The 19,927-nt window shown below is 38.8% G+C and carries 16 protein-coding genes; 14 read left to right on the top strand and 2 right to left on the bottom strand.

The features are described from left to right. Positions 1–39: 39 nt before the first annotated feature. The 8 genes from AC1VS3_RS00775 (at position 40) to AC1VS3_RS00810 (ending at position 13,148) form a co-directional block, all read left to right on the top strand. Positions 40–5,151: a diguanylate cyclase domain-containing protein gene (locus AC1VS3_RS00775; RefSeq protein WP_008689292.1), complete on the top strand. Its 5,112-nt coding sequence runs from the start codon at positions 40–42 to the stop codon at positions 5,149–5,151. Between the two features lie 167 nt (positions 5,152–5,318). Next, complete coding sequence (locus AC1VS3_RS00780; RefSeq protein WP_008689291.1) at positions 5,319–7,010, top strand: proline--tRNA ligase; 1,692 nt, start codon at positions 5,319–5,321, stop codon at positions 7,008–7,010. A 167-nt stretch (positions 7,011–7,177) separates the two neighbouring features. Next, positions 7,178–8,875 carry a hypothetical protein gene (locus AC1VS3_RS00785; protein WP_008689288.1) on the top strand — a complete coding sequence of 566 codons (1,698 nt, stop codon included), beginning with the start codon at positions 7,178–7,180 and terminating at the stop codon, positions 8,873–8,875. Positions 8,876–9,121: 246 nt separating this feature from the next. Beyond that, on the top strand, positions 9,122–10,321 hold the full coding sequence (ilvA, locus tag AC1VS3_RS00790; RefSeq protein ID WP_008689286.1) for a threonine ammonia-lyase: 1,200 nt from the start codon (positions 9,122–9,124) through the stop codon (positions 10,319–10,321). Further along, positions 10,314–10,757: a YaiI/YqxD family protein gene (locus tag AC1VS3_RS00795; RefSeq protein ID WP_017144606.1), complete on the top strand. Its 444-nt coding sequence runs from the start codon at positions 10,314–10,316 to the stop codon at positions 10,755–10,757. Before ilvA ends, AC1VS3_RS00795 begins: the two co-directional genes overlap by 8 nt. 37 nt (positions 10,758–10,794) lie before the next feature. After that, entirely contained in the window at positions 10,795–11,595 is an 801-nt protein-coding gene (locus AC1VS3_RS00800) for a hypothetical protein (RefSeq protein WP_227160624.1), read from the top strand. Further along, complete coding sequence (locus AC1VS3_RS00805) at positions 11,592–12,377, top strand: N-acetylmuramoyl-L-alanine amidase family protein (RefSeq protein ID WP_008689279.1); 786 nt, start codon at positions 11,592–11,594, stop codon at positions 12,375–12,377. The genes AC1VS3_RS00800 and AC1VS3_RS00805 overlap by 4 nt, the downstream gene beginning before the upstream one ends. A gap of 63 nt (positions 12,378–12,440) precedes the next feature. Next, complete coding sequence (locus AC1VS3_RS00810) at positions 12,441–13,148, top strand: Bax inhibitor-1/YccA family protein (protein WP_008689277.1); 708 nt, start codon at positions 12,441–12,443, stop codon at positions 13,146–13,148. A gap of 92 nt (positions 13,149–13,240) precedes the next feature. Here AC1VS3_RS00810 and AC1VS3_RS00815 read toward each other — a convergent pair whose 3' ends face one another. After that, a complete protein-coding gene (locus AC1VS3_RS00815) occupies positions 13,241–13,435 on the bottom strand; it encodes a rubredoxin-like domain-containing protein (RefSeq protein ID WP_008689276.1) in 195 nt (64 codons plus the stop codon). 156 nt (positions 13,436–13,591) lie between these two features. Between AC1VS3_RS00815 and AC1VS3_RS00820 the strand changes: the two genes are divergently transcribed. Continuing rightward, complete coding sequence (locus tag AC1VS3_RS00820; RefSeq protein WP_008689275.1) at positions 13,592–16,207, top strand: C1 family peptidase; 2,616 nt, start codon at positions 13,592–13,594, stop codon at positions 16,205–16,207. Positions 16,208–16,279: 72 nt separating this feature from the next. Here the strand turns inward: AC1VS3_RS00820 and AC1VS3_RS00825 are convergent, their stop codons facing one another. After that, complete coding sequence (locus AC1VS3_RS00825; protein WP_008689274.1) at positions 16,280–17,140, bottom strand: DUF4438 domain-containing protein; 861 nt, start codon at positions 17,138–17,140, stop codon at positions 16,280–16,282. A 121-nt stretch (positions 17,141–17,261) separates the two neighbouring features. On the opposite strand from AC1VS3_RS00825, the gene AC1VS3_RS00830 reads away from it, so the two are divergent. From AC1VS3_RS00830 to AC1VS3_RS00850, 5 genes are all read left to right on the top strand, one after another. Then, positions 17,262–18,227: an aspartyl protease family protein gene (locus tag AC1VS3_RS00830; protein ID WP_008689273.1), complete on the top strand. Its 966-nt coding sequence runs from the start codon at positions 17,262–17,264 to the stop codon at positions 18,225–18,227. Between the two features lie 69 nt (positions 18,228–18,296). After that, a complete protein-coding gene (locus tag AC1VS3_RS00835) occupies positions 18,297–18,737 on the top strand; it encodes a peptidylprolyl isomerase (protein ID WP_008689272.1) in 441 nt (146 codons plus the stop codon). Positions 18,738–18,740: 3 nt separating this feature from the next. Further along, positions 18,741–19,091, top strand: coding sequence for an amino acid permease (locus tag AC1VS3_RS00840; protein ID WP_008689271.1), 351 nt, complete (start codon positions 18,741–18,743; stop codon positions 19,089–19,091). A 12-nt stretch (positions 19,092–19,103) separates the two neighbouring features. Beyond that, the gene (locus tag AC1VS3_RS00845; protein WP_008689270.1) at positions 19,104–19,418 is read left to right on the top strand and encodes a rhodanese-like domain-containing protein; all 315 of its coding nucleotides are present in this window, start codon (positions 19,104–19,106) and stop codon (positions 19,416–19,418) included. A 4-nt stretch (positions 19,419–19,422) separates the two neighbouring features. Beyond that, positions 19,423–19,806, top strand: coding sequence for a hypothetical protein (locus AC1VS3_RS00850; protein ID WP_008689269.1), 384 nt, complete (start codon positions 19,423–19,425; stop codon positions 19,804–19,806). The last annotated feature ends 121 nt before the right edge of the window (positions 19,807–19,927 follow it).

Here is a 19,927-nt window from a genome sequence, read left to right on the forward strand (position 1 = left end):
AATAAAAGTACTATGGAATCCATACGAGGAGATATGAGCATGAGAAAGGCGAAGCAAGTAGAGCAACCATTAACAGGCGGTGTCATTGACTGTTGCAGTGATGAATATTTTACGATACTTCATGCAGATGATGCCTGGTATCATTTTATTGGCTATACCAAGGAAGAATTTGCGGATAAATTTCATAATCGCTTATTCTCCATTCTACTTGCAGAAGATAAACAGCTCCATCGTGAAATACGCAAGCAACTGTCTTATGGTGATGTCTTTATGTGCGAAAGTCAGTTGACATGCAAAGATAAAACGATAAAATGGGTGAGTATAAGTGCACAACTTACACATTCCAATGATCATACGACATCCTTTCATTGTATCTTTCATGATATCAGTCGTGAGAAGAAAAATGAGCAAGCTTTACAGCTGAGTGATAAACGTTTAGCTTTTTTGTTATCTTTGACACAGGATATCGTATTTGAATACGATGTAACGGCAAAAGAAATTTATTATTCTGAAAACTTTGAACGCAAGTTTGGTTATCAGATACCGGTAACAGGGTTTCCGAATTCTTTATTTGAAGCCAAGATTATTTATCAAGAAGATGTTTCCACTATACGAGATGCTTTCCAATCTATGTTTCATGGTAAAGATGCCATGCGCTGCGAATATCGCCTGAAATATCAAGATAAAGGTTATCGTTGGGTAGTTGCGCAGGCCAGAGCATTGCGTGATCAAAGTGGTAAGGTAATGAAAATCTTAGGGGTGATCAAGGATATCCATGAACAAAAGAATGAAATTTTGAAATCACGCAAAGAGGCGGCTTTAGATCCTTTAACCGGTTTATATAATCGCCGAGAATGTGTACGAAGAATTGAAGAATATATAAGCAAGCATGAACAATTGATGGCCTTTATATTGATTGATGTGGACGATTTTAAACTTGTGAATGACAGGTATGGACATACGATTGGCGATGAAACCTTATTCTTTTTAGGAGAAGCTTTACAAAAGCTGATTCGTAAAAAAGATACGGCAGCTCGCATCGGCGGAGATGAATTCGTTGTATGTCTCAATGCTATTCCTCATGAAGATGTGGTAATTACGAAAATCAAAGCTATCCAGCAGATGTTTAGCCATCATATGATGCAAAAATTGCACCATGAGGTCAATTGCAGCATTGGTGTAAGCTATTATCCAAAACATGGGAAAAGCTTTCATCAGCTGTTAGAGGCAGCGGATAGGGCAATGTATCAAGCGAAAAAAGAGGGAAAGAATCGTTATAGTGTGTATCAGTCCAAAAAAGAGCAGCATTCTTATGCCATCTTAAACCAACCATCTATTACAAAAACGTTTTTAGATGATGCCATGGTGCAGTTTATGGCAGATTTTGTTTTGGACGGTATGATTGGATGGTATGTAAAAGAAGGGTTCCCTTTTTACTATATTAATGACAACATGCTGAAACTTTTGGGTTATGAGGATGAAAAAACATATCGTGAGGCAGTTAATGGCCATTTTTTAGAAACGATTTTCGCCAAAGATCGATTTAAAACTGAACAAAGCATTCGTGAACAGCTGCAGACAAAGCAGGAGTTTTTGGTATCTTTTCGTATTTGCGATCGCTTCAATCAGGTTATTTGGATCAGTGGTAAGGGCAAACGAATCCATCACAGTGAAGAACAAGATGCGGTTTTTATGCTTTGTGTGAACATACAGAAACAAAAAGCATGTGAGAATCAGCTGAACCTATATCAGAGTTTTCGAGGCAGTGCTGTTTTTATTATCACTTTGGATGCAGCCTTCACATTGTGTTATGCCAATGCATCATTTTATGAGTTGTTAGAAATAACGCCTCAGCAAATGCAGGACACGTATCATATGCAATGGATTCGCATATTGCAGCAAGATGATAGGAAGCGGATAAAAAAGTTGTTACAAACAGCAAAAAAACAGGAAGAATCAACTATAAAATGTGAGTTTTCGGTTACGACTGGAAAAGGCAATCAAAAATGGCTGTTTTTAAGTGGTGCTTTGGAACAAGATGAACATCAGCAATGGCAGATGAAGGGCGTCATGTTGGATCATACAAGAGAGCATACGCTAATGGAGGCGTTGACACACAAGGAACTGGTTTATCGTACGGCTTTAGAGGAAGCGCAAATCTGTGTATGGGAATATGATATTGATAAGAAAATTATGTATATGAGCGAGAATGGTAAGGATCGTCATGCAATGCAGCCGATCACATGCAATATGCCGGAAGAATTGCGAAAGCAAAACCTAATTCATCCGGAAAGCTGGCCGACGCTTAAAGATATGTATGTACAGCTTGAAAATGGGGTTCCTTATATCCAAAGAGATATCCTTACCGCTAATAAAAACCATGATGGCTGGTGGTGGGAAAGGGTGACTTACACAACCATTTACGATCAGCATAAAAAAGCACGATATGCGGTAGCCGTTGGCGAAGATGTAACGAAACAAAAAACGGCGCAGGCATATTATCAGCATCAAATGCAGCGCCATATCGTTATTTCCGATGCCATGCTGTTACGTTTTCGTATGAATCTGACACAAGAGTGCATGATGGAAATAGAAGGCAAAATGGTAGACTCCTATGATACAGTAGAAAGTTTTGAAGATTTATTACAGCTGCACACACAGCATGTGGCTTTTGAGGAAGACCGTCTACGCTTTTTACATTTACTGAATATGGAAGCATTACAAAATGCATATGCCCAAGGGAAATCACTTATCAATTGTGAATACCGCTGCAAAGATGAAGATGGTCATTTGTTCTGGGTCAACAGTGTAGGTCGATTATTCATGGATGCCAAAAGTGGTGATTTATATTTACATGGTATTCTTGTGAACATTGATGATCGCAAAAAAATTGAATTGGCATTGAAGAAGAAACCGGAAATGGATGTATTTCCCAATGTATATAAAGAAAACACCTTCAAAGAAGTGTTAAAGGAAGCCTTAAAACTACCAAATCAAGCTCATGAAAAAGAAGCTTTCTTACTATTTGAAATCGATCATGAATCAGAATTTTCACGTATCGATATGGCCGGAGTTGAGCGTATTCAGGAAGAATTGGCAGCCTTGTTACTAACTGGTTTCGCATGCCGAAAAATCGTAGGACGCATGGAAGATGGAACATTTGCGTTATGGTTATGCAGTGAGGCTACCAAACAGGATATCTGTGCTATCGTTGAATATATTCGTAAGACGATTGGCATTCCTTATATGTTTTCTGATATGAACTTTAAGGTTACCTTATCTTGTGGCATTATCCTGCTGCATCAGCCAAAAACAAGTGATGAACTCTTTCATATTGCTTTTGATACCATTCATCAAGCCAAAGAAAAAGGTGGAAATTGTTATGTGCTAAAAGAAGTCGAACAACCTTTACCACAGCCTTTGACTATGCAGGAGCTATTCACAGGAGATAAGGCAAGTGAGGATATGCTCTTAAAAACACTGTATTCAATGAATCTGGAAAAGTCTTTTACTAGAGCGTTGTATCGTGCCGTTGAGCAACTCATGCGTTATTATGGCGGAGATCGCGCATATTTGATTGATTATAGCGATACTATGCAATTATATGAAGTACGCAAAGATGGTATGGATTCTATCAAAGAATTGAATGAATATATGCTACAGCCGAATTCTATTAATAATGCGAATTTAAAAGAATTGCTGTTTGGTGTACAGGTATTAGAGGATGTAGAAAGCTTAAAAGACCAAGATCCTAAGATATATGCATATTTAAAAGAATTACGCATTCATAGCAGCATGTTGGCATGTATGCAGGATAATGGAGTGATTATTGGTTATCTTGGCATCGACAATTATACGTGCCATAAGGAACATCCCGGTTTCTTACGGATGTTAAGTTATTATTTAAGCAATGAATTGGCGAAGATGAAACTGCAAAAGAAACAATTGTATATGCATTATCATGATTATCTAAGTGGTGCTTTAAATCGCGCAAGCTATCAGCAATACCGTCAGGAACTCATGGAAGAACGATTAATTTCATTGGGTGTAGTTTCATTGGATATCAATGGATTGCGGGATATTAATCATCTATACGGAAACGCTTATGGTGATGATATCATCCGTCGCATTGCACATGTAATGGAAAAGATATTTGTGAATGGCAATGTCTATCGTTTTACCGGGGATGAGTTTTTGGTGATCGTAGAAGATATGAGCAATGAGATGTTTACCAATCATGTTGTGAAATTGCAAAAACGTATGCAAAAGATTTGTGATGTATCCATCGGCTTTGTATGGAGTGATACGAATAAGCAGTTGGATGAGCTGATTGCCCATGCGGATGAGCAAAGACTGATCAATAAGCAATTTAATTACAGTTGTTTGCAAGGCGAACACACCAAACATAATACACATGTCTTAAAAGGCATTTTAAAAGAAATTAAGGAAGGCCGTTTCCAGGTGTATTTGCAGAAGAAAGTAAATTCACAAACCAATGCCATCATTGGTGGCGAGGCTTTGATTCGCTATCAGGATGCGGATGGAACGATCGTAGCGCCAAATCGCTTTATTCCGATGCTGGAAAAGTTAGGCATCATTCATTATATTGACTTCTTTGTGTTCCGGCAGGTTCATGAAATCTTATGTAAATGGGAAAAGGAAGGCAAAGCATGTGTGCCGATTTCTTTGAATTTTTCACGTGTGACATTATTGGAAGACAATTTGGCACAGCGGATGAGCAACATCAGTAAAAGCTATGCCTGCAAACGTGCATGGATCGAAATTGAAATTACAGAGAGCGTCGGTGATATTGAAAGAACGACCATGGAGAAGAAATGTAAAGAAATAAAAGAAGCAGGCTATCGTCTGTCTTTAGATGATTTTGGATCTAAATATAGTAATATTGCTTTTTTATCCAGTGTTAAGTTTAATGTATTGAAACTGGATAAGGGTTTAATGGATGATATCATCAGTAACCATAAAGCCAGAGCCATCATTTCCAGTATGGTGGAACTGTGTGCGGCTTTACAGATTGAGGTTGTGGCTGAAGGAGTTGAATATGCAGAACAGGTGGAAATATTAAAAACATTGGGTTGCTATCTGATTCAGGGATATTATTATGGTAAGCCGATACCTTCACAGGAATGGTAAGTCACATGCGGCATTGTTTCAAAGCTGTTCTGATTGAAATAATGCCTTTTCTAGCCGATTTTAAAAATATCAACAAGAAAAAAAGCAGAAATTTACATTTATTCTAAAACATGCTAAAATACAGAAGATTATTGATGAATCATAAAGTTAGATGAGGAGAGTACAGTATGAAATTGAGTAACAGTTTCTTTTATACCATCCGTGAAAATGCGAAGGATGAAGACAGTGTCAGTGGAAACTTACTGGTAAGAGCAGGAATGATCAAGAAAAGCTCTTCCGGTATTTATATGATCATGCCTATGGGAAAGCGCGTATTACAGAAGATTGAAACGATTGTACGTGAGGAAATGGACGCAACCGGTGCACAGGAGTTGTTGATGCCAGTACTGATTCCTGAAGAAGTATACGAAAAAAGCGGACGTAGAGAAGCCTTTGGGGCAAATATGTTTGCTTTGAAAGACCGTTACCAGAAACGTTATGTCATGGGGCCAACGCATGAAGAACTTTTCACCATAGCGGCAACCATGAAAGGAAGCTCTTATAAGGATTTCCCTTATAATCTATATCAGATTCAGACCAAATTTCGTGATGAAACAAGACCTCGTTATGGCTTAATTCGAGTGCGTGAATTTATCATGAAGGATGCATATTCCTTTGATGTGGATGAGGAAAGTATGCATATATCCTATATGAAGATGTTTCATGCGTATAAAAAGATCATGGAGCGTTTAGGCTTAACATATAAGATCGTTAAGGCAGATACCGGGGCAATGGGGGGAAGTTTGTCGGAGGAATTCCAGGCCATTACTCCAATCGGAGAAGATGTGGTTGTTGGCTGTGAGCATTGCGATTTCTCCAGTAATTTGGAAATTACGGAAGTTGTGGATCAAGCATCGGATGACACGGCAGAACTTCGTCAAATGGAAGTTGTCAAAACACCGGATGCCAAGACGATCGAAGAGGTAGCAGCCTTCTTTCAGAAAGCAGCTGATGACTTTGTAAAGACATTGATTTATAAGGTTGATGGTAAGACCTATGCCTTTTTGTTAAAGGGCACAAGAGAATTAAATGAAACCAAAGTCTTGAAGTTGTTACAGGCAAATGAAATGGAATTGGCCGATTTTGATGAAGTAGAACGTGTTACACATGCGAAGGTTGGTTTTGCCGGTCCGATTGGAATTGCATGTCCGATCATCATGGATCGTGAAGTTACGCATATGAAAAATTTTATTGTCGGCGCAAATCAGACAGACCACCATATCGTAAATGTGAACGTTCAAGATTTTGAAGTCTCTATGATTGCGGATATTGCACAGGTAAAAGAAGGTGACATCTGTCCGGTATGTGGACATCGTTTAACCTTTGCGAAAGGAATTGAGGTAGGAAATACCTTTAAACTCGGTACGAAATATGCGGAAAGTCTTGGCTTAGAATATCAGGATGAAACAAATAAGCTGCATCCGGTACAGATGGGCTGCTATGGCTTTGGCTTAGGAAGAGCAATGGCGGCAATTGTAGAACAGCACAATGACGCATCCGGTATCATCTGGCCTGCCAGTGTAGCGCCTTATCAAGTGGCGATCGTCGTTGTAGCCATCAAGGATGAAGAACAGATGCGTGTAGCAACCGCCTTGTATGAAGAGCTAAGTGCTGCTGGTATTGATGTCGTATTGGATGATCGAAAAGAGCGTCCAGGCGTAAAATTTAAGGACATGGAGCTGATCGGCATCCCTTATCGGATAACGGTAGGAAGAGGAGCTGTGGATGGCAAGGTGGAATTCCGCGCGCGTACAGCATCAGAAAACGAAGAATGGCTGATCAGTGAAACGAAAGCAAAGCTGATGGAAATAGTAAAGTAAGAAGAAGGTAAGAAAGTGGTATTGTTATTTTCATGAAAGAATTTACATTTTATGAAAATATTACAAAAAAACACTTTCTTATTTTTTCGCTTTATTGTATAATAGAGAACGATAGGGTTGATAAAACTTTATTTTCACAAAAGATAAAAGGTTGAAAGGAGCAGATTATGAAAGAAACATTATATTTAAATAACGATTTGGCGATTGTCAATTTCAGCGCCGGATATGCTACCACTGGAGATCAGCTTTTAAATTCCAGTACCTTCAGTAACTATGTACACAATTTTATTGATTATCTGAAAGAGAACAATGAAGACTTATATTATTATGCCGTAGGCGGAAAGACAGCACGCGAGGCAACCGTTGATCTTTTGCGTCTGTTCCGTATGATGCGTATCTTTAAAATTGATGAAATTGAATCTTCCTATCTGAATGATAAAGGACGATTATTAGAATTTTTAGAAGAAATGTATAATTTCTGGAAGAAGCATCAGCGTTTTTCCGTTGTTACGGCGGGAACAGCAAGTGCTTTGCAGGATATCAGCTTTGTGACGGCGGACTCAAATTTCAATAATATGGTATTGACATTATATCGTAATTTAGAAGAATCTTTAATGGGGAGAAAAAACCGCGTATATCGGCAAATGCAGGCCGGAACCAATGCAGCGATTGCGGTAAGTGTAAAACAGCCGAAGTTATCAAATACGTATGATGCCTTAAAAGATATTCCATTCATTACTTCCATCATGCTGCGCACACCGATGATCTTACATCCAAAATCAAACAAGCGTACCGGTATGTTTACGGAAACAGACGTAAATCCAATTACGTATTTTACTGGCAGTGATGAAGAATGGTTCTGCTTCCCATGCAAGATCGGAACTTTATTAGCCTTTGTATACTTTCATCGTGATTTTATCTCCAGTGCTGTTTCATTAGGAAATTTATTTGAGTTGGCTACGGAAGATGAATGCCGTAAAAAACCAGATCTGATCTGTCTGTTTGGTAATCAAGATGATAAAAATGAAACAGTCTTCCATTATGATGCAACTGATGATATCTGGGTCGGAAGCTTAACTTATGATGAAAAGATTGAATATTTCGGCTATATGAAAAAAATGTGTCTGACGCTGCACAATTTAAGAAAGATGCAGCATGGCTGGCTGCCAATCCATGGTGCCTTCGTTAATATTACCTTACACAATGGCAAACGCAAGGGAATTATGCTGATGGGGGATTCTGGCGCAGGTAAGTCAGAATCAATTGAAGCCTTAAAGATTGCAGGTAAAGATGTTATCAAAGATATTGAAGTTGTCTTTGATGATATGGGAACCATTCATATCGAGGATGGCGTTCCATATGGACAAGGTACGGAAATCGGTGCCTTCATTCGCTTGGATGATCTAGATCCGGGTACACCATATCGTGATATGGATCGCTCAATCTTTATGAATCCGGAGTCTAGCAATAATGCGCGTGTCATTACACCGGCAGCACCATATGAAGTTGTCGCAATGAATCATAAGATTGATTTATTCGCCTATGCCAATAATTATGATAATGAATCCGGATTGCATCGCTTTGAGAATCTGGAAGATGCCAAAGCAACCTGTAAGGAAGGAAAGCGTATGGCGAAGGGAACGACACAGGAAGTCGGTATTTCTACCACATACTTTGCAAATCCATTTGGACCAATGCAACAACAGGATGTTTGTGATCCATTGATTGATGAGGTTTTTACGGCACTGCGTGATAATGGGGTGTTTGTTGGTGAAATTTATACTCATTTAGGTCTTGATAAAGAAAACCGTGATGGTATTAATTTGGCTGCAAAAGAGTTGTTAGATTTTATTGAAAAGGACTAATGCATAAAACAGGAAGAGGACATGATCTGAATTGATTGTGTCTTTTTTTGGGTCGGTATCTTCTGCTTTTGGTGGCTGTTGATTATCCTTGCATACGTGAATTGCTGTGTTCATTTAATTGATGAATGTGTTCGCGATATAAGTACAATTTTTAATAAATGTATCTATTTTGTAGAAAAGCATCTTTTCATGAAGAGAAAAACATAGTACAATAAAATTATCGATAACGGAGGTAAAGCGGGCGATATGAAAATTGCGAAAATTGAAGATGCGAAACGTGTCTTAGAACCAATCATCAGTAAAACACCATTGGTGCATGCGACAAAGATTCATGATAATTTATGGATCAAGGCCGAAAATTTACAGGGCACAGGAGCGTTTAAGCTGCGGGGTGCCTATTATAAGCTTTCGAATTTGAATGAGGAAGAAAAGGCGAAAGGGGTCATCGCGGCAAGTGCTGGTAATCATGCACAAGGGGTTGCGTATTCTTGTAAGAAAATGGGCATTCAGGGAACGATCGTAATGCCGAAAACAGCACCTCTTTCCAAGATAGAAGCTACAAAGGCATATGGCGTCAAGGTAGAATTGCAAGGAGATACCTTTAACGATGCCTATGCATATGCGAAGAATCTGCAGGAAATTACCGGAGCTGTTTTTATTGAACCATTTAATGATGAAGATGTGATTACCGGCCAGGGAACCATCGGTATGGAAATCATAGAAAAAATGCCGGATGTGGATACAGTCATCGTACCGATTGGCGGCGGCGGCTTGATTAGTGGCATTGCGTATGCTATCAAAACCTTGCGTCCACATTGCCGTATTGTCGGTGTACAATCAGAAAAAGCAGCGAGCATGAAAACATCCTTAAAGGAACAGAAGATCATGACCTTAAAAGAGGTCAGTACGATTGCGGATGGAATTGCCGTAAAAACACCGGGAACATTGACCTATGCATTGTGTAAAGAGTATGTAGATGAAGTAGTAACGGTAAGTGAAGAAGAAATTGCGGCAGCCATCCTTGTTTTATTGGAAAAAATGAAGATGGTAGCAGAAGGAGCTGGTGCCGTCAGTGTGGCAGCAGCCATGTTTGGAAAAGTTGATCTTATTCATCGTAAATGCGTTGCTGTGTTAAGCGGAGGAAATATTGATGTAAACTTGCTGTCCAAGATCATTGACCTTGGATTGATCAAAACAGGACGCAAGGCGGTGATCAATATGAATGTTACCGATAAACCGGGAAATTTATCACGCATGATCGAATTGATTTCACGTACCGGAGCCAATATTATTTCTGTAAACCATAATCGTATTCAGAATGGTATCTTATTTAATCAGTGTCGTGTTGGGGTGGTAATTGAGACAAACAATCAGGCACATATTGAAGAAGTGCTGGATATTTTGGAAGAAAATGGCTATCATCCACATATGGTGGAACATGTTTAAGATCCTAATTGATGGAGATGGATGCCCTGTGATTGAAGAAACGCTTATGATCGCAGAGCATTTTTCTATACCGGTCATATTGGTGTGTGACAGCTCACATAGCTTTATGCATGATGCTTGTGAAGTGGTGATTACCGATAAAGGAAAGGATCGCGCGGATTTCGTTATCTTGCAAAAAGTAAAAAAAGATGATATTGTAATAACTCAAGACTATGGCTTAGCCGCACTGGTCCTCAGCAGACAGGCACATGCCTTATCACAAAACGGTTTGCGCTTTCGTGATAACAACATGCTGTCTTTGCTGAATCAGCGAAGTGACGCAGCGAATATACGCCGTCAAAGAAAACGCTATGGTCATATGAAAAAGCGTACACCGCAAGATGATAAAGCCTTTTTAAAAGCTTTATATGCTGTTGTATGTGAGTTATTGGAGTGATAAATTGAATACACATAAAAAAATCCCCTATGACATTATGATGGTGCAATTGAAACAAATGTCAAAGGAAGAACTGCAACGTCATTTACAGTTATTAGGCTGCGACTGGAGTTATGAAGCAATTTATGAAAGCCTGAAAAAAACGTTCAATGATCTGCAAGTGGCGGATGCCATATTTGATAGCTGTATCATACAAGACGACAATAGCCCATATCCCAAAGATTTCATAGATGAGGCTGTGTTAGAAATTGCTCGACGCGAAACGTTTTCGTTCATTCATTATGGGATAGTATCCCGTGATTTTGTACAGGCTATGCAACTATCAGATGATCAGCAAAGAGTGGATGCACTGGAAATGAACTTTCGCAAGGTGCTGAAACTGGCCAAAACCTTTTCCTTGGATAGTCTTGAAGGTATCGTTTATCAGGTAAATGATGGTGTTGATATCATAAGCATGCTGGCGGAAATGCTAGATACCATGCAGCAATTGGCAAGACAAGAAAAACCATATGCCAAACGCATCGTCGCTTTTGTGGATAAATATTTACAAATTTTCACGAAAACGAATACCTTCACCAAAGTCATGCTACAATATGAACAGGCGCAAGCCTATCTTACATTTAACTCCGTGAAGGGAGAACAGCTGTTTTTAAAGTTATTAAAGACGCACAGTGATCCTACGGATGTCATCTTGCATTATGGCTTGGCTTATTTAGATGATGATGAAGAAAAAACGCGCAAGATCTTTTTACGCTATCAAAATAAGTTGGATAAAAAGAGTGAATCTTACGATATCATCATGGACATTTTGCAGGATTTAGAAAGGAGGTCTTCATGAAGCGCAATATCGTACAGCGTCATGCCATCTTTTTTACGCTGTTAGTGCTATGCTTTTTGATTGTTCCTGCGATACGTGAATCTTATGCACAGGATAGAATGAATAAAAAAGAAGCCCAGCGTCAGCAAAAATTGATGGAAGAGTATCAAAAACAGCAAAAACAAAAGCTTGCGAAAGAAAAACAGCAAAAACAAAAGGCGGCAAAGTTTAAAGTGATGCTAGATGCCGGTCATGGCGGATATGATGCGGGGAGCGAAAGTAAACAAGGGAAAAAAGAGAAAGATATCACCTTATCCATTACCTTAAAGACAGGAGAATTGTTAAAGCAGGAAGGGGTACAGGTGTTGTATACAAGAGAAAGTGATACAATCTCATGGAAAAGTAATAATGTAGATGATTTAAATACCCGCAGTCACATGGCGAATGCCAGTCAAGCGGATATATTTGTTTCCATACATACCAATTATAGTGATGAAGCAAAGGATAAGACAGCGGGCAGTGAGGTATGGTACAGTACCCGTCAATCAGGCAGTAAGAAAATCGCTGAGCATATGGAACTTGCTTTACGTACGGATGGCTATACCAAAAGCCGTGGATTGCGGGATGATAGGGAATCTTTTTTATCACTGTTGTATTATAATCAAATTCCTAGTATTCTGGTGGAAACCGGGTTTATCTCCAATCCCAAGGATGTTTCCATATTAAGTGATGCGAAAGGACAAGAGCGAATTGCACAGGCCATCAGTACAGGTGTTTTAAAAGCACTCGGATTAAAAAATTAAAGGATTTCAGTTTTCAAGTTTCATAAAAAAGTGTATACTATAACTTAAACAGGAGGTATATGTATGTTTCATAACAATGATGAATTAAATTTTGAAACCGAATATCATGTCACAACCATACAACAACATGCGATAAAAACATTTGCGTGGATGGGACTTGGCTTATTGATTACGGCTTTGGTAGCATTTGGCATGGTAACAACGAACATGACTTTGCGCTTATATGTATCTTATCCAATAGCGCCTATGTTGTTGTTATTTGCGCAGCTTGGTGTAGCCGTTGCTTTCGCGGCACGTTTGGCGAAAATGAAAGCAGCGACGGCACGCATTCTTTTTGTGGCATATTCCATCTTAATGGGAGTCACTTTTTCCACACTGGCTTTTGTCTATGACTTAGGTTCTATCGGTATTGCCTTTGGGATTACGGCTGTATATTTTGGCTGTTTGGTCATTATCGGCTATACGACAAAGATGAACCTATTGCGCTTTGGGCCAATCTTGATGGGTGGTTTATTAACGTTGATTATCGTAGAAGTTGTGATGACATTGTTGGGTATGGATATTACGACACGCGGCTTTACAGCAATTGGCTTATTATTATTCACCGGTATAACAGCATATGATACACAGAAAATGAAGGCGTTGTATCATAGCTATGAAGGTGATGAAAGTATGCTGAGCAAGTTGTCAATTTATTCAGCTTTTGATTTATATCTGGACTTCATTAACATCTTCTTATATATCTTACGCTTTGTAGGAAATAGAGATTAAGCACTTTAAGACATAGCTGTTTCAGGCTATGCCTTTTTTTTATCTTTTTTCATGATAAGAAAAAAAGGATGTACCAAAGCGGACATCCAACATTATTTCGTTTCTTCTTTTTTCACGCGGTGATATTCATCACTTGCTAAATTTACTTCATGGTCAAAGCTTCTTTCGTTGAAGGCATCTTTTCCATGATCACATAATGGACAACGATAATCATCAGCTTCTTTTAAGAAGTCGTCACCATCATATACATAGCCACAAATTCCACAAATATATGTTGTTACAGCCATCTGCCAACCTCCTTTTCTTTCCTTGGTTTTAAGTATAACATATTTGCTTAAATGTGTCATTTAACTTGCTTTTTAATAACGAAAATCACATAAATGTCACATTTAATTTCATATTTTATCATTCTTGTGTTATGATGAGTAAAAGAAGGTGAGGTTATGAAGAAGTTATGGTCTTTTGTTTTATTACTTTGTTTGTTTCTGGGAAATATACAGCTTTTAACAGCAAAGCAAATCGATAGTCCAAAACAGGGGGGGAATAATTATCATGCGATTGATTATGTAGTACAAAAGCCGAATAACAGCAGACAATTATATCGCTCTGCGCTGCCTACATCCTACGATAATCGAAAACAACACCATGTTACACCGATTAAGGATCAAAATCCATACGGAGATTGTTGGGCATTTACAACCATGGCAGCCGCTGAAACAAATCTGTTAAAAAGTGGAATTGTAAATAATCCAAATGCCGTTGATTTATCAGAACTGCAATTTGCGTATCGTTTTTATAACCGCTTAAATGATCCATTGGGCAATACCGCAGGGGATACCAATGATCCGACATCAACCGGTAAACTAGGTTTTTTAGATAATGGAGGTAATAACTGGACAAGTGCTTTTGCCTTATCACAGTGGATCAGTCCCACAGATGAAGATAATGCACCTTATACACATAATGAGACAACGATGTTAGCAGGTATTAAAAAAGCAAATGCCTATCAACCTTCCTATATCATGAAAGATGCTGTTTTCTTGCCCGATGATGATATTACCTCTATCAAACAGGCCATTCTTGATTATGGCAGTGTATCGGCTGGTATAGCCGTTCAAAAGATGTCGGTATATGCCAAATATTTCTATGATGGCAGCAAACGCTTTGATCATGCGGTGACTATTGTTGGCTATGATGATACAATTTCGAAAAACAAGTTTTCCATAAAACCGCAACATGATGGAGCATGGATCGTTAAGAACAGCTGGGGTACACATGCCAATGATGCAGGCTATTTCTATCTGTCATATGATCAGCCAGTCAATGCTGTAGTAGCTTATCAGTATATGGCGAAAGATACCTATGAAAATAATTATTTCTATGATGGTTCCGCAGCTCTTTCAGAATATACCGCCGGCGGTGAAGTGACAGTTGCCAATGTGTTTAAGGCACAGAAAGGTACGAGTACTTCACCTGAATATGTTGAGGCTGTTTCCATTGCTTTTTCAGGAGCAGATACAGATTATGAGGTAGAAGTATATACCAACCTGAAAGACAAACAAGATCCTTACAGTGGCAGCAAAGCTTTATCGATGCCGGTGAAAGGTTATCGCAAATATGCTGGTATTTACACGATACCGCTTACGCATCATGTCTGTGTAAAACCACATACTTATTATGCCGTTGTTGTGACATGTAAGAATCATTACGGGGATACGACTGGTTTGTATGTGGCTGAAAACAAAAATTATGGATGGATCAATTTCAAAGAACAGATTCAATCAGATCAAAGCTTTCTCTATGTCCATCATGACTGGTATGATATGGCAAATATCAACGCATGTTTTCGTGTGAAAGCATTTACGATGCAGCATCATGATGATATAGCAAAGGCAAAAGTCAAATTATCTGCAACCTCTTATATTTACGATGGGAAACCACATTCTCCATCACTTACTCTAACGTATGGAACAACCACCTTGCGAAATGGTAAAGATTATAAATTGACCTATCACAATAATGTGAAATCCGGTACGGCTTCTGTTCACATTGAGGGTTTAAATGCTTATGCTGGCAGTAAGGATGTCACTTATAAGATCTTACGGCGGGCAATCTATGCAAAAAGCATCCATGTGGATGCCATACCGTCTAAAACTTATACAGGCTGTGCGCAAAAACCATTACCACTTTTAAAATATGGAACGACGACATTAAAAAACGGTATTGATTTTACCTTATCGTATAAGAATAACAGCAATGCCGGTACGGCACAGTTGATTATCAAAGGGAAAGGGAATTATGGCGGCTGTCTTACAAAAAGTTTTATTATTCATAAACGCAATCTGACATCCGTAAGTAATAAGCCATTAGCAACACGGACTTATACAGGCTCTGCCCAAAAACCATTGCCTTTATTGAATTATGGCTCTGTGACTTTAAAAAACGGAAGAGATTATACCCTTTCTTATGCTCATAATGTTAATTCTGGAATAGCTAAAGTCATCGTAAAGGGAAAAGGCAATTATACAGGAAGTATGACAAAGACTTTTAAAATTAAAAAACGTGATATTGCGACAGTGAGCATGAACAAGCTAAGCAATCAAAGCTATAGTGGAAAAGCAATTCAGCCAAACGTGACATTAACGTATGGCAAAACAGTATTAAAGAAGAATAGGGATTATACGATTCAATATGGAACAAATAAAAAATGTGGAAAAGCTACCTTAAAGATTATTGGAAAAGGCGGTTATGGTGGCAGTATGTGTAAAACCTTTACCATTGTTCCCAAACAGCCGCTTAAACTGCATCTCACCACGAGCAAACACAAAGCTATCAATGTATCTTATAAAAAGGCTGTTGGAGCCAGTGGTGTTCAGATTGCTTATTGTGCAAAAGGCAGTAATCATTGGAACTATAACCAAACAAGCAGGAATTGTTATCAACTGCATACACTTAGCAGTGGTAAACAATATCAGATTAAGGTGCGCAGTTATGTAACAATAGCAAACGTGCGTCATTATGGCAGCTGGGGCAAAGTACAGCTAGTCAAGATCAAATAATCAAATACGAGAAAAAAGAAATCCATGAGGTATAGGAGTCTATCTGAATACCTGTCAGGATTTCTTTTTCTTTTATTCAATGCCAAGATAATTTGCGATATTGGCATCTTTATCAATAAATGGTTTGATTGTTTTTGTCTTGCTGGAAAGAATCACCGTTAAGCCCGGGCCATGTCCACTGGTAAAGGAATCGGAATGAACAACAACACCAATGGTGATGGCACCTTCCAGATAATGAGGTCCGTGATGATTATCATGATCTAAAACAGCAACGATATCGCCAAAACGCAAGTCATTGATGTGATAGGTTTCGTTGGCTTTTTTATCCTGTGTCATGATGTCATAATCCCCTAACATGGTTGTCGCACTGCCTAAGCCACTTCCCATCAAATGCGCAGGAACAATGGTTGTAACACCGATTTCTATGCTATCTTCATGTTCTTTGATGTTTAACTTTTCCAATAAAGAAGGATCAATATTCATCACATGAATTTCCTCATGATCTAACAGCTTTAACCCCTGTCCGCATGCTTTGATATGCACCTTATCCTCACAGGTCATTAAATCTAATGTTTCTTCATCAAAATAGACCATGACATGATCGATACCGCCATGCTTACCTGTAACATAGCCGATTCTACCTTTGGCATCTCCGCTGATGATACGAGCTTGATTACCGATACAGGCAAATGCCTGCAAAGCATTATTTTCTCTTTCCACCGGATTTTTTAAGCTTACACCTGGTTCTACATGATCGCCGGCAATACCCATACAGGAATCTTTGATTTTATAATTGTAAACGATGCCGCCGGTCGCCATCGGTATACGTCCAAAACCATCATAGCCGACACGGTAAGCATTTCCCGCCATGCTTGGATGGTCAACACTGCCTTGTACGCTCATAACGACAAGACGATCTTTATTCATTTTCATACTTCATACCTCCGCTGTACATCATTATAGCATTTTTAAACAAAAAAGTAAGGGAAAAGCCTTCATAAAACAAAGTGTTTTACGTAAGATATGTTATAATCATACATACAGGAGTGATGACATGCATAGATGCAAAACAAGAACCTGCCCACCGGTTTTCATAGACAAAGCAACCTATGACAACCTACAAAATAAAATTTTAACACCCACATTTTTAAATGGTTGTAGACAAGCGCAGGAAGCCATTTTACAAAAGTCGTATATGGTCGATCGGCGACTGTTTCAAGAATCTTTTTCAATACCGATGAAACGTAATTTATTTGGCCTTTTGGCAATACCGGTTGAGGTGAATCAGATTTCATGTACCTTTTTAATAGATACGGGGGCACAAATCAGTGGGCTGAGATCGACTTGCGTAAAAAAAGTTGAAGCCATACCTGCCACCGGACGAATCGGAATCGGCAGTATTGGCGGAAAAGAGAAAGCTTTAAGTGGCTGCATCGTGAAACAACTGCGTATGGGCGCTTTGCAATATCATCATATGCCGATGGTCATACTGGATGAGAAAGACTTTGCCATGCGTTTTGGAAACATCGATCTGATGGGATTTGATGGTATTATCGGCTGGGATGTTTTATCACAGCTTGATTTTGAAATGGATGATATTGCGAAACAGTTTAAAGTCGTTAAAAATAAGTTCCGTTTTCCTTGTCGTAATATGATCATGGGGAGTTTTCCGGTTTTTTTATGTCAGAAGAAGAATCAAGAAATTGCCCTTTTCGGCTTTGATAGTGGTTCTAAAGTGAGCTGGCTTTCTGATCAGTTCATCGAAAAGGAACAGCTGCAAATCATCTGTGAAGGCCATGCTATGGGCTTTGGGGTGCATGGATTTGAAAAACTCCCAATGAAAATTGTGGAACAGCTACAGGTGACCTTAGATCGTGGTGCTATCACTTTAAAGGATACGATGAGTGGGCGCTGTGATTTATTTAACGGCTTTACTTTTGATGGGGTATTTGGCAATGAAATCTTTAAAGGCAGAAGGATTCGCCTAATCAATAGTAAACAGGTTGTTCTGCTTGTATAGGCAGTTGTAATTTATCATTATTTATTGTATAGTAGGTAAGAAAAATGAGTAAGAAAGGACGAATTGATTATGTTATTACATGGTAAAATTGTGATGGAAAATGGTGCGGAGATTCCTTTTGAATTATATCCGGATGATGCACCTATCACTGTCGAAAACTTTGTGAAATTGATGAAAGAAGGTTATTATGATGGGAAGACATTCCATCGTGTCATTAAAAACTTCGTATCACAGGGAGGCTGCCCTTATGGAAATGGTACAGGGGATTTAGGATATACGATTCCTTGTGAAACAGCAAATAATCCTCACCGTCATGAAGAAGGAAGCTTGTCCATGGCACATCGTGGTAAAGATACCGGTTGTTGTCAGTTCTTCATCTGTCATTGCCCACAGCCACATTTAGATGGTGTGCATACCGTATTTGGTAAAGTGACAGATAATATGGGCGCAGTACGTCAAATGCGCAATGGCGATGTCATGAAGCAGGTTGTTTTATTGGAGGAAAACTAAACGATGGAAGATGTGAAACGTCTTGGGTTTCCACTGTTGATCATCGTTTTATCCGCATTTCTTTCCCGCTTGTTGGAAACCTATCTGCATGGAAGCTTTGTGCATACCTTAATGGTTATCCTCATTGTCAGTGCCTTATTCCTCTTTGGTGTTTCCTTAAATAAGAGCCGTAAGAAACGCAGCAATGCCGTGTTTAAAAAAGTTGTGGCAATCCTTGTGGTGATTTTGATGCTTTTTATGCAATTGGGGTATTTTACTTTGCCAATTATGCAAAATGTATTCACTTTGATTGGAATTGATGCCTTTTATATGAACATGCTATATATTTTCTGCGGCTATCTATTCGTGGATTAAAGGAGGAGCAAGATGTTTTTCTTAAAATTCGATAAAACGATGGAAGAGGTTAAACAGGCATTGGATGAGCATCAGGATATAGTCTTAGTCGACGTCAGAGAAGCGGATGAATATGCATCGGGTCATCTTCCTCAGGCAATCAACATGCCATTGAGCCGATTTCATGAAAGCTATACAATGCTGCCTAAAGAGAAGCCATTGTATGTATATTGCCGCAGCGGACAGCGCTCACGTACGGCAGTGAAAAGACTAAAGGATGCAGGCTATGCCAATGCTTATAATATCGGCGGAATCATCCACTGGCCTTATGATACAGAAAGCAGGTAATGATATGTTTCATACAAACGTAAGATGTCCGCATTGCGGGCATGAATTCACCTATTCTATCTTTCGCTTTAATTCCACCGTATGTTGTGAAAAGTGTCAGAAGAAAATTTATATTGAAACCAAAACAAGCATGTACATGATTTTGTTTGTCGTGTTTCTTTTAGCAAGTGATTATATAAAAGCTTTTTTACATACGATATTACCAAATCAGGCAGCATTTCTCTATTTTGGTTTGATGTTTTTCATCATACTGATCAGCTTGTTGTTGGTCATGTTTGTACTGATTAAACTATTCGGCTTTACAAGCGTTTATCGCATCCGTGATGATGTGTACTATCGTGAGGCTGTTCAGCGTGCAAATGATCGAAAAAAAGGGAAAAAGAAATAAGCAAAAAAAGTGTTAAGCCTTGATGATGCAAGGCTTTTCTTATGGCTGTTAGAATATATAAGTCCTTTTTTATGAGAAATCTCATGGTATACTTAATATGTATAATGATATAAGAAAATAC

Source organism: Longicatena sp. (assembly GCF_982403165.1).

Coding starts and splice junctions, on each gene's coding strand:
- AC1VS3_RS00780 (WP_008689291.1), top strand. CDS start 5,319: ATGAAATTGAGTAACAGTTTCTTTTATACCATCCGTGAAAATGCGAAG.
- AC1VS3_RS00825 (WP_008689274.1), bottom strand. CDS start 17,140: ATGAAAATGAATAAAGATCGTCTTGTCGTTATGAGCGTACAAGGCAGT.
- AC1VS3_RS00835 (WP_008689272.1), top strand. CDS start 18,297: ATGTTATTACATGGTAAAATTGTGATGGAAAATGGTGCGGAGATTCCT.
- AC1VS3_RS00810 (WP_008689277.1), top strand. CDS start 12,441: ATGTTTCATAACAATGATGAATTAAATTTTGAAACCGAATATCATGTC.
- AC1VS3_RS00820 (WP_008689275.1), top strand. CDS start 13,592: ATGAAGAAGTTATGGTCTTTTGTTTTATTACTTTGTTTGTTTCTGGGA.
- AC1VS3_RS00840 (WP_008689271.1), top strand. CDS start 18,741: ATGGAAGATGTGAAACGTCTTGGGTTTCCACTGTTGATCATCGTTTTA.
- AC1VS3_RS00795 (WP_017144606.1), top strand. CDS start 10,314: ATGTTTAAGATCCTAATTGATGGAGATGGATGCCCTGTGATTGAAGAA.
- AC1VS3_RS00815 (WP_008689276.1), bottom strand. CDS start 13,435: ATGGCTGTAACAACATATATTTGTGGAATTTGTGGCTATGTATATGAT.
- ilvA (WP_008689286.1), top strand. CDS start 9,122: ATGAAAATTGCGAAAATTGAAGATGCGAAACGTGTCTTAGAACCAATC.
- AC1VS3_RS00775 (WP_008689292.1), top strand. CDS start 40: ATGAGAAAGGCGAAGCAAGTAGAGCAACCATTAACAGGCGGTGTCATT.
- AC1VS3_RS00800 (WP_227160624.1), top strand. CDS start 10,795: ATGATGGTGCAATTGAAACAAATGTCAAAGGAAGAACTGCAACGTCAT.
- AC1VS3_RS00785 (WP_008689288.1), top strand. CDS start 7,178: ATGAAAGAAACATTATATTTAAATAACGATTTGGCGATTGTCAATTTC.
- AC1VS3_RS00805 (WP_008689279.1), top strand. CDS start 11,592: ATGAAGCGCAATATCGTACAGCGTCATGCCATCTTTTTTACGCTGTTA.
- AC1VS3_RS00830 (WP_008689273.1), top strand. CDS start 17,262: ATGCATAGATGCAAAACAAGAACCTGCCCACCGGTTTTCATAGACAAA.
- AC1VS3_RS00850 (WP_008689269.1), top strand. CDS start 19,423: ATGTTTCATACAAACGTAAGATGTCCGCATTGCGGGCATGAATTCACC.
- AC1VS3_RS00845 (WP_008689270.1), top strand. CDS start 19,104: ATGTTTTTCTTAAAATTCGATAAAACGATGGAAGAGGTTAAACAGGCA.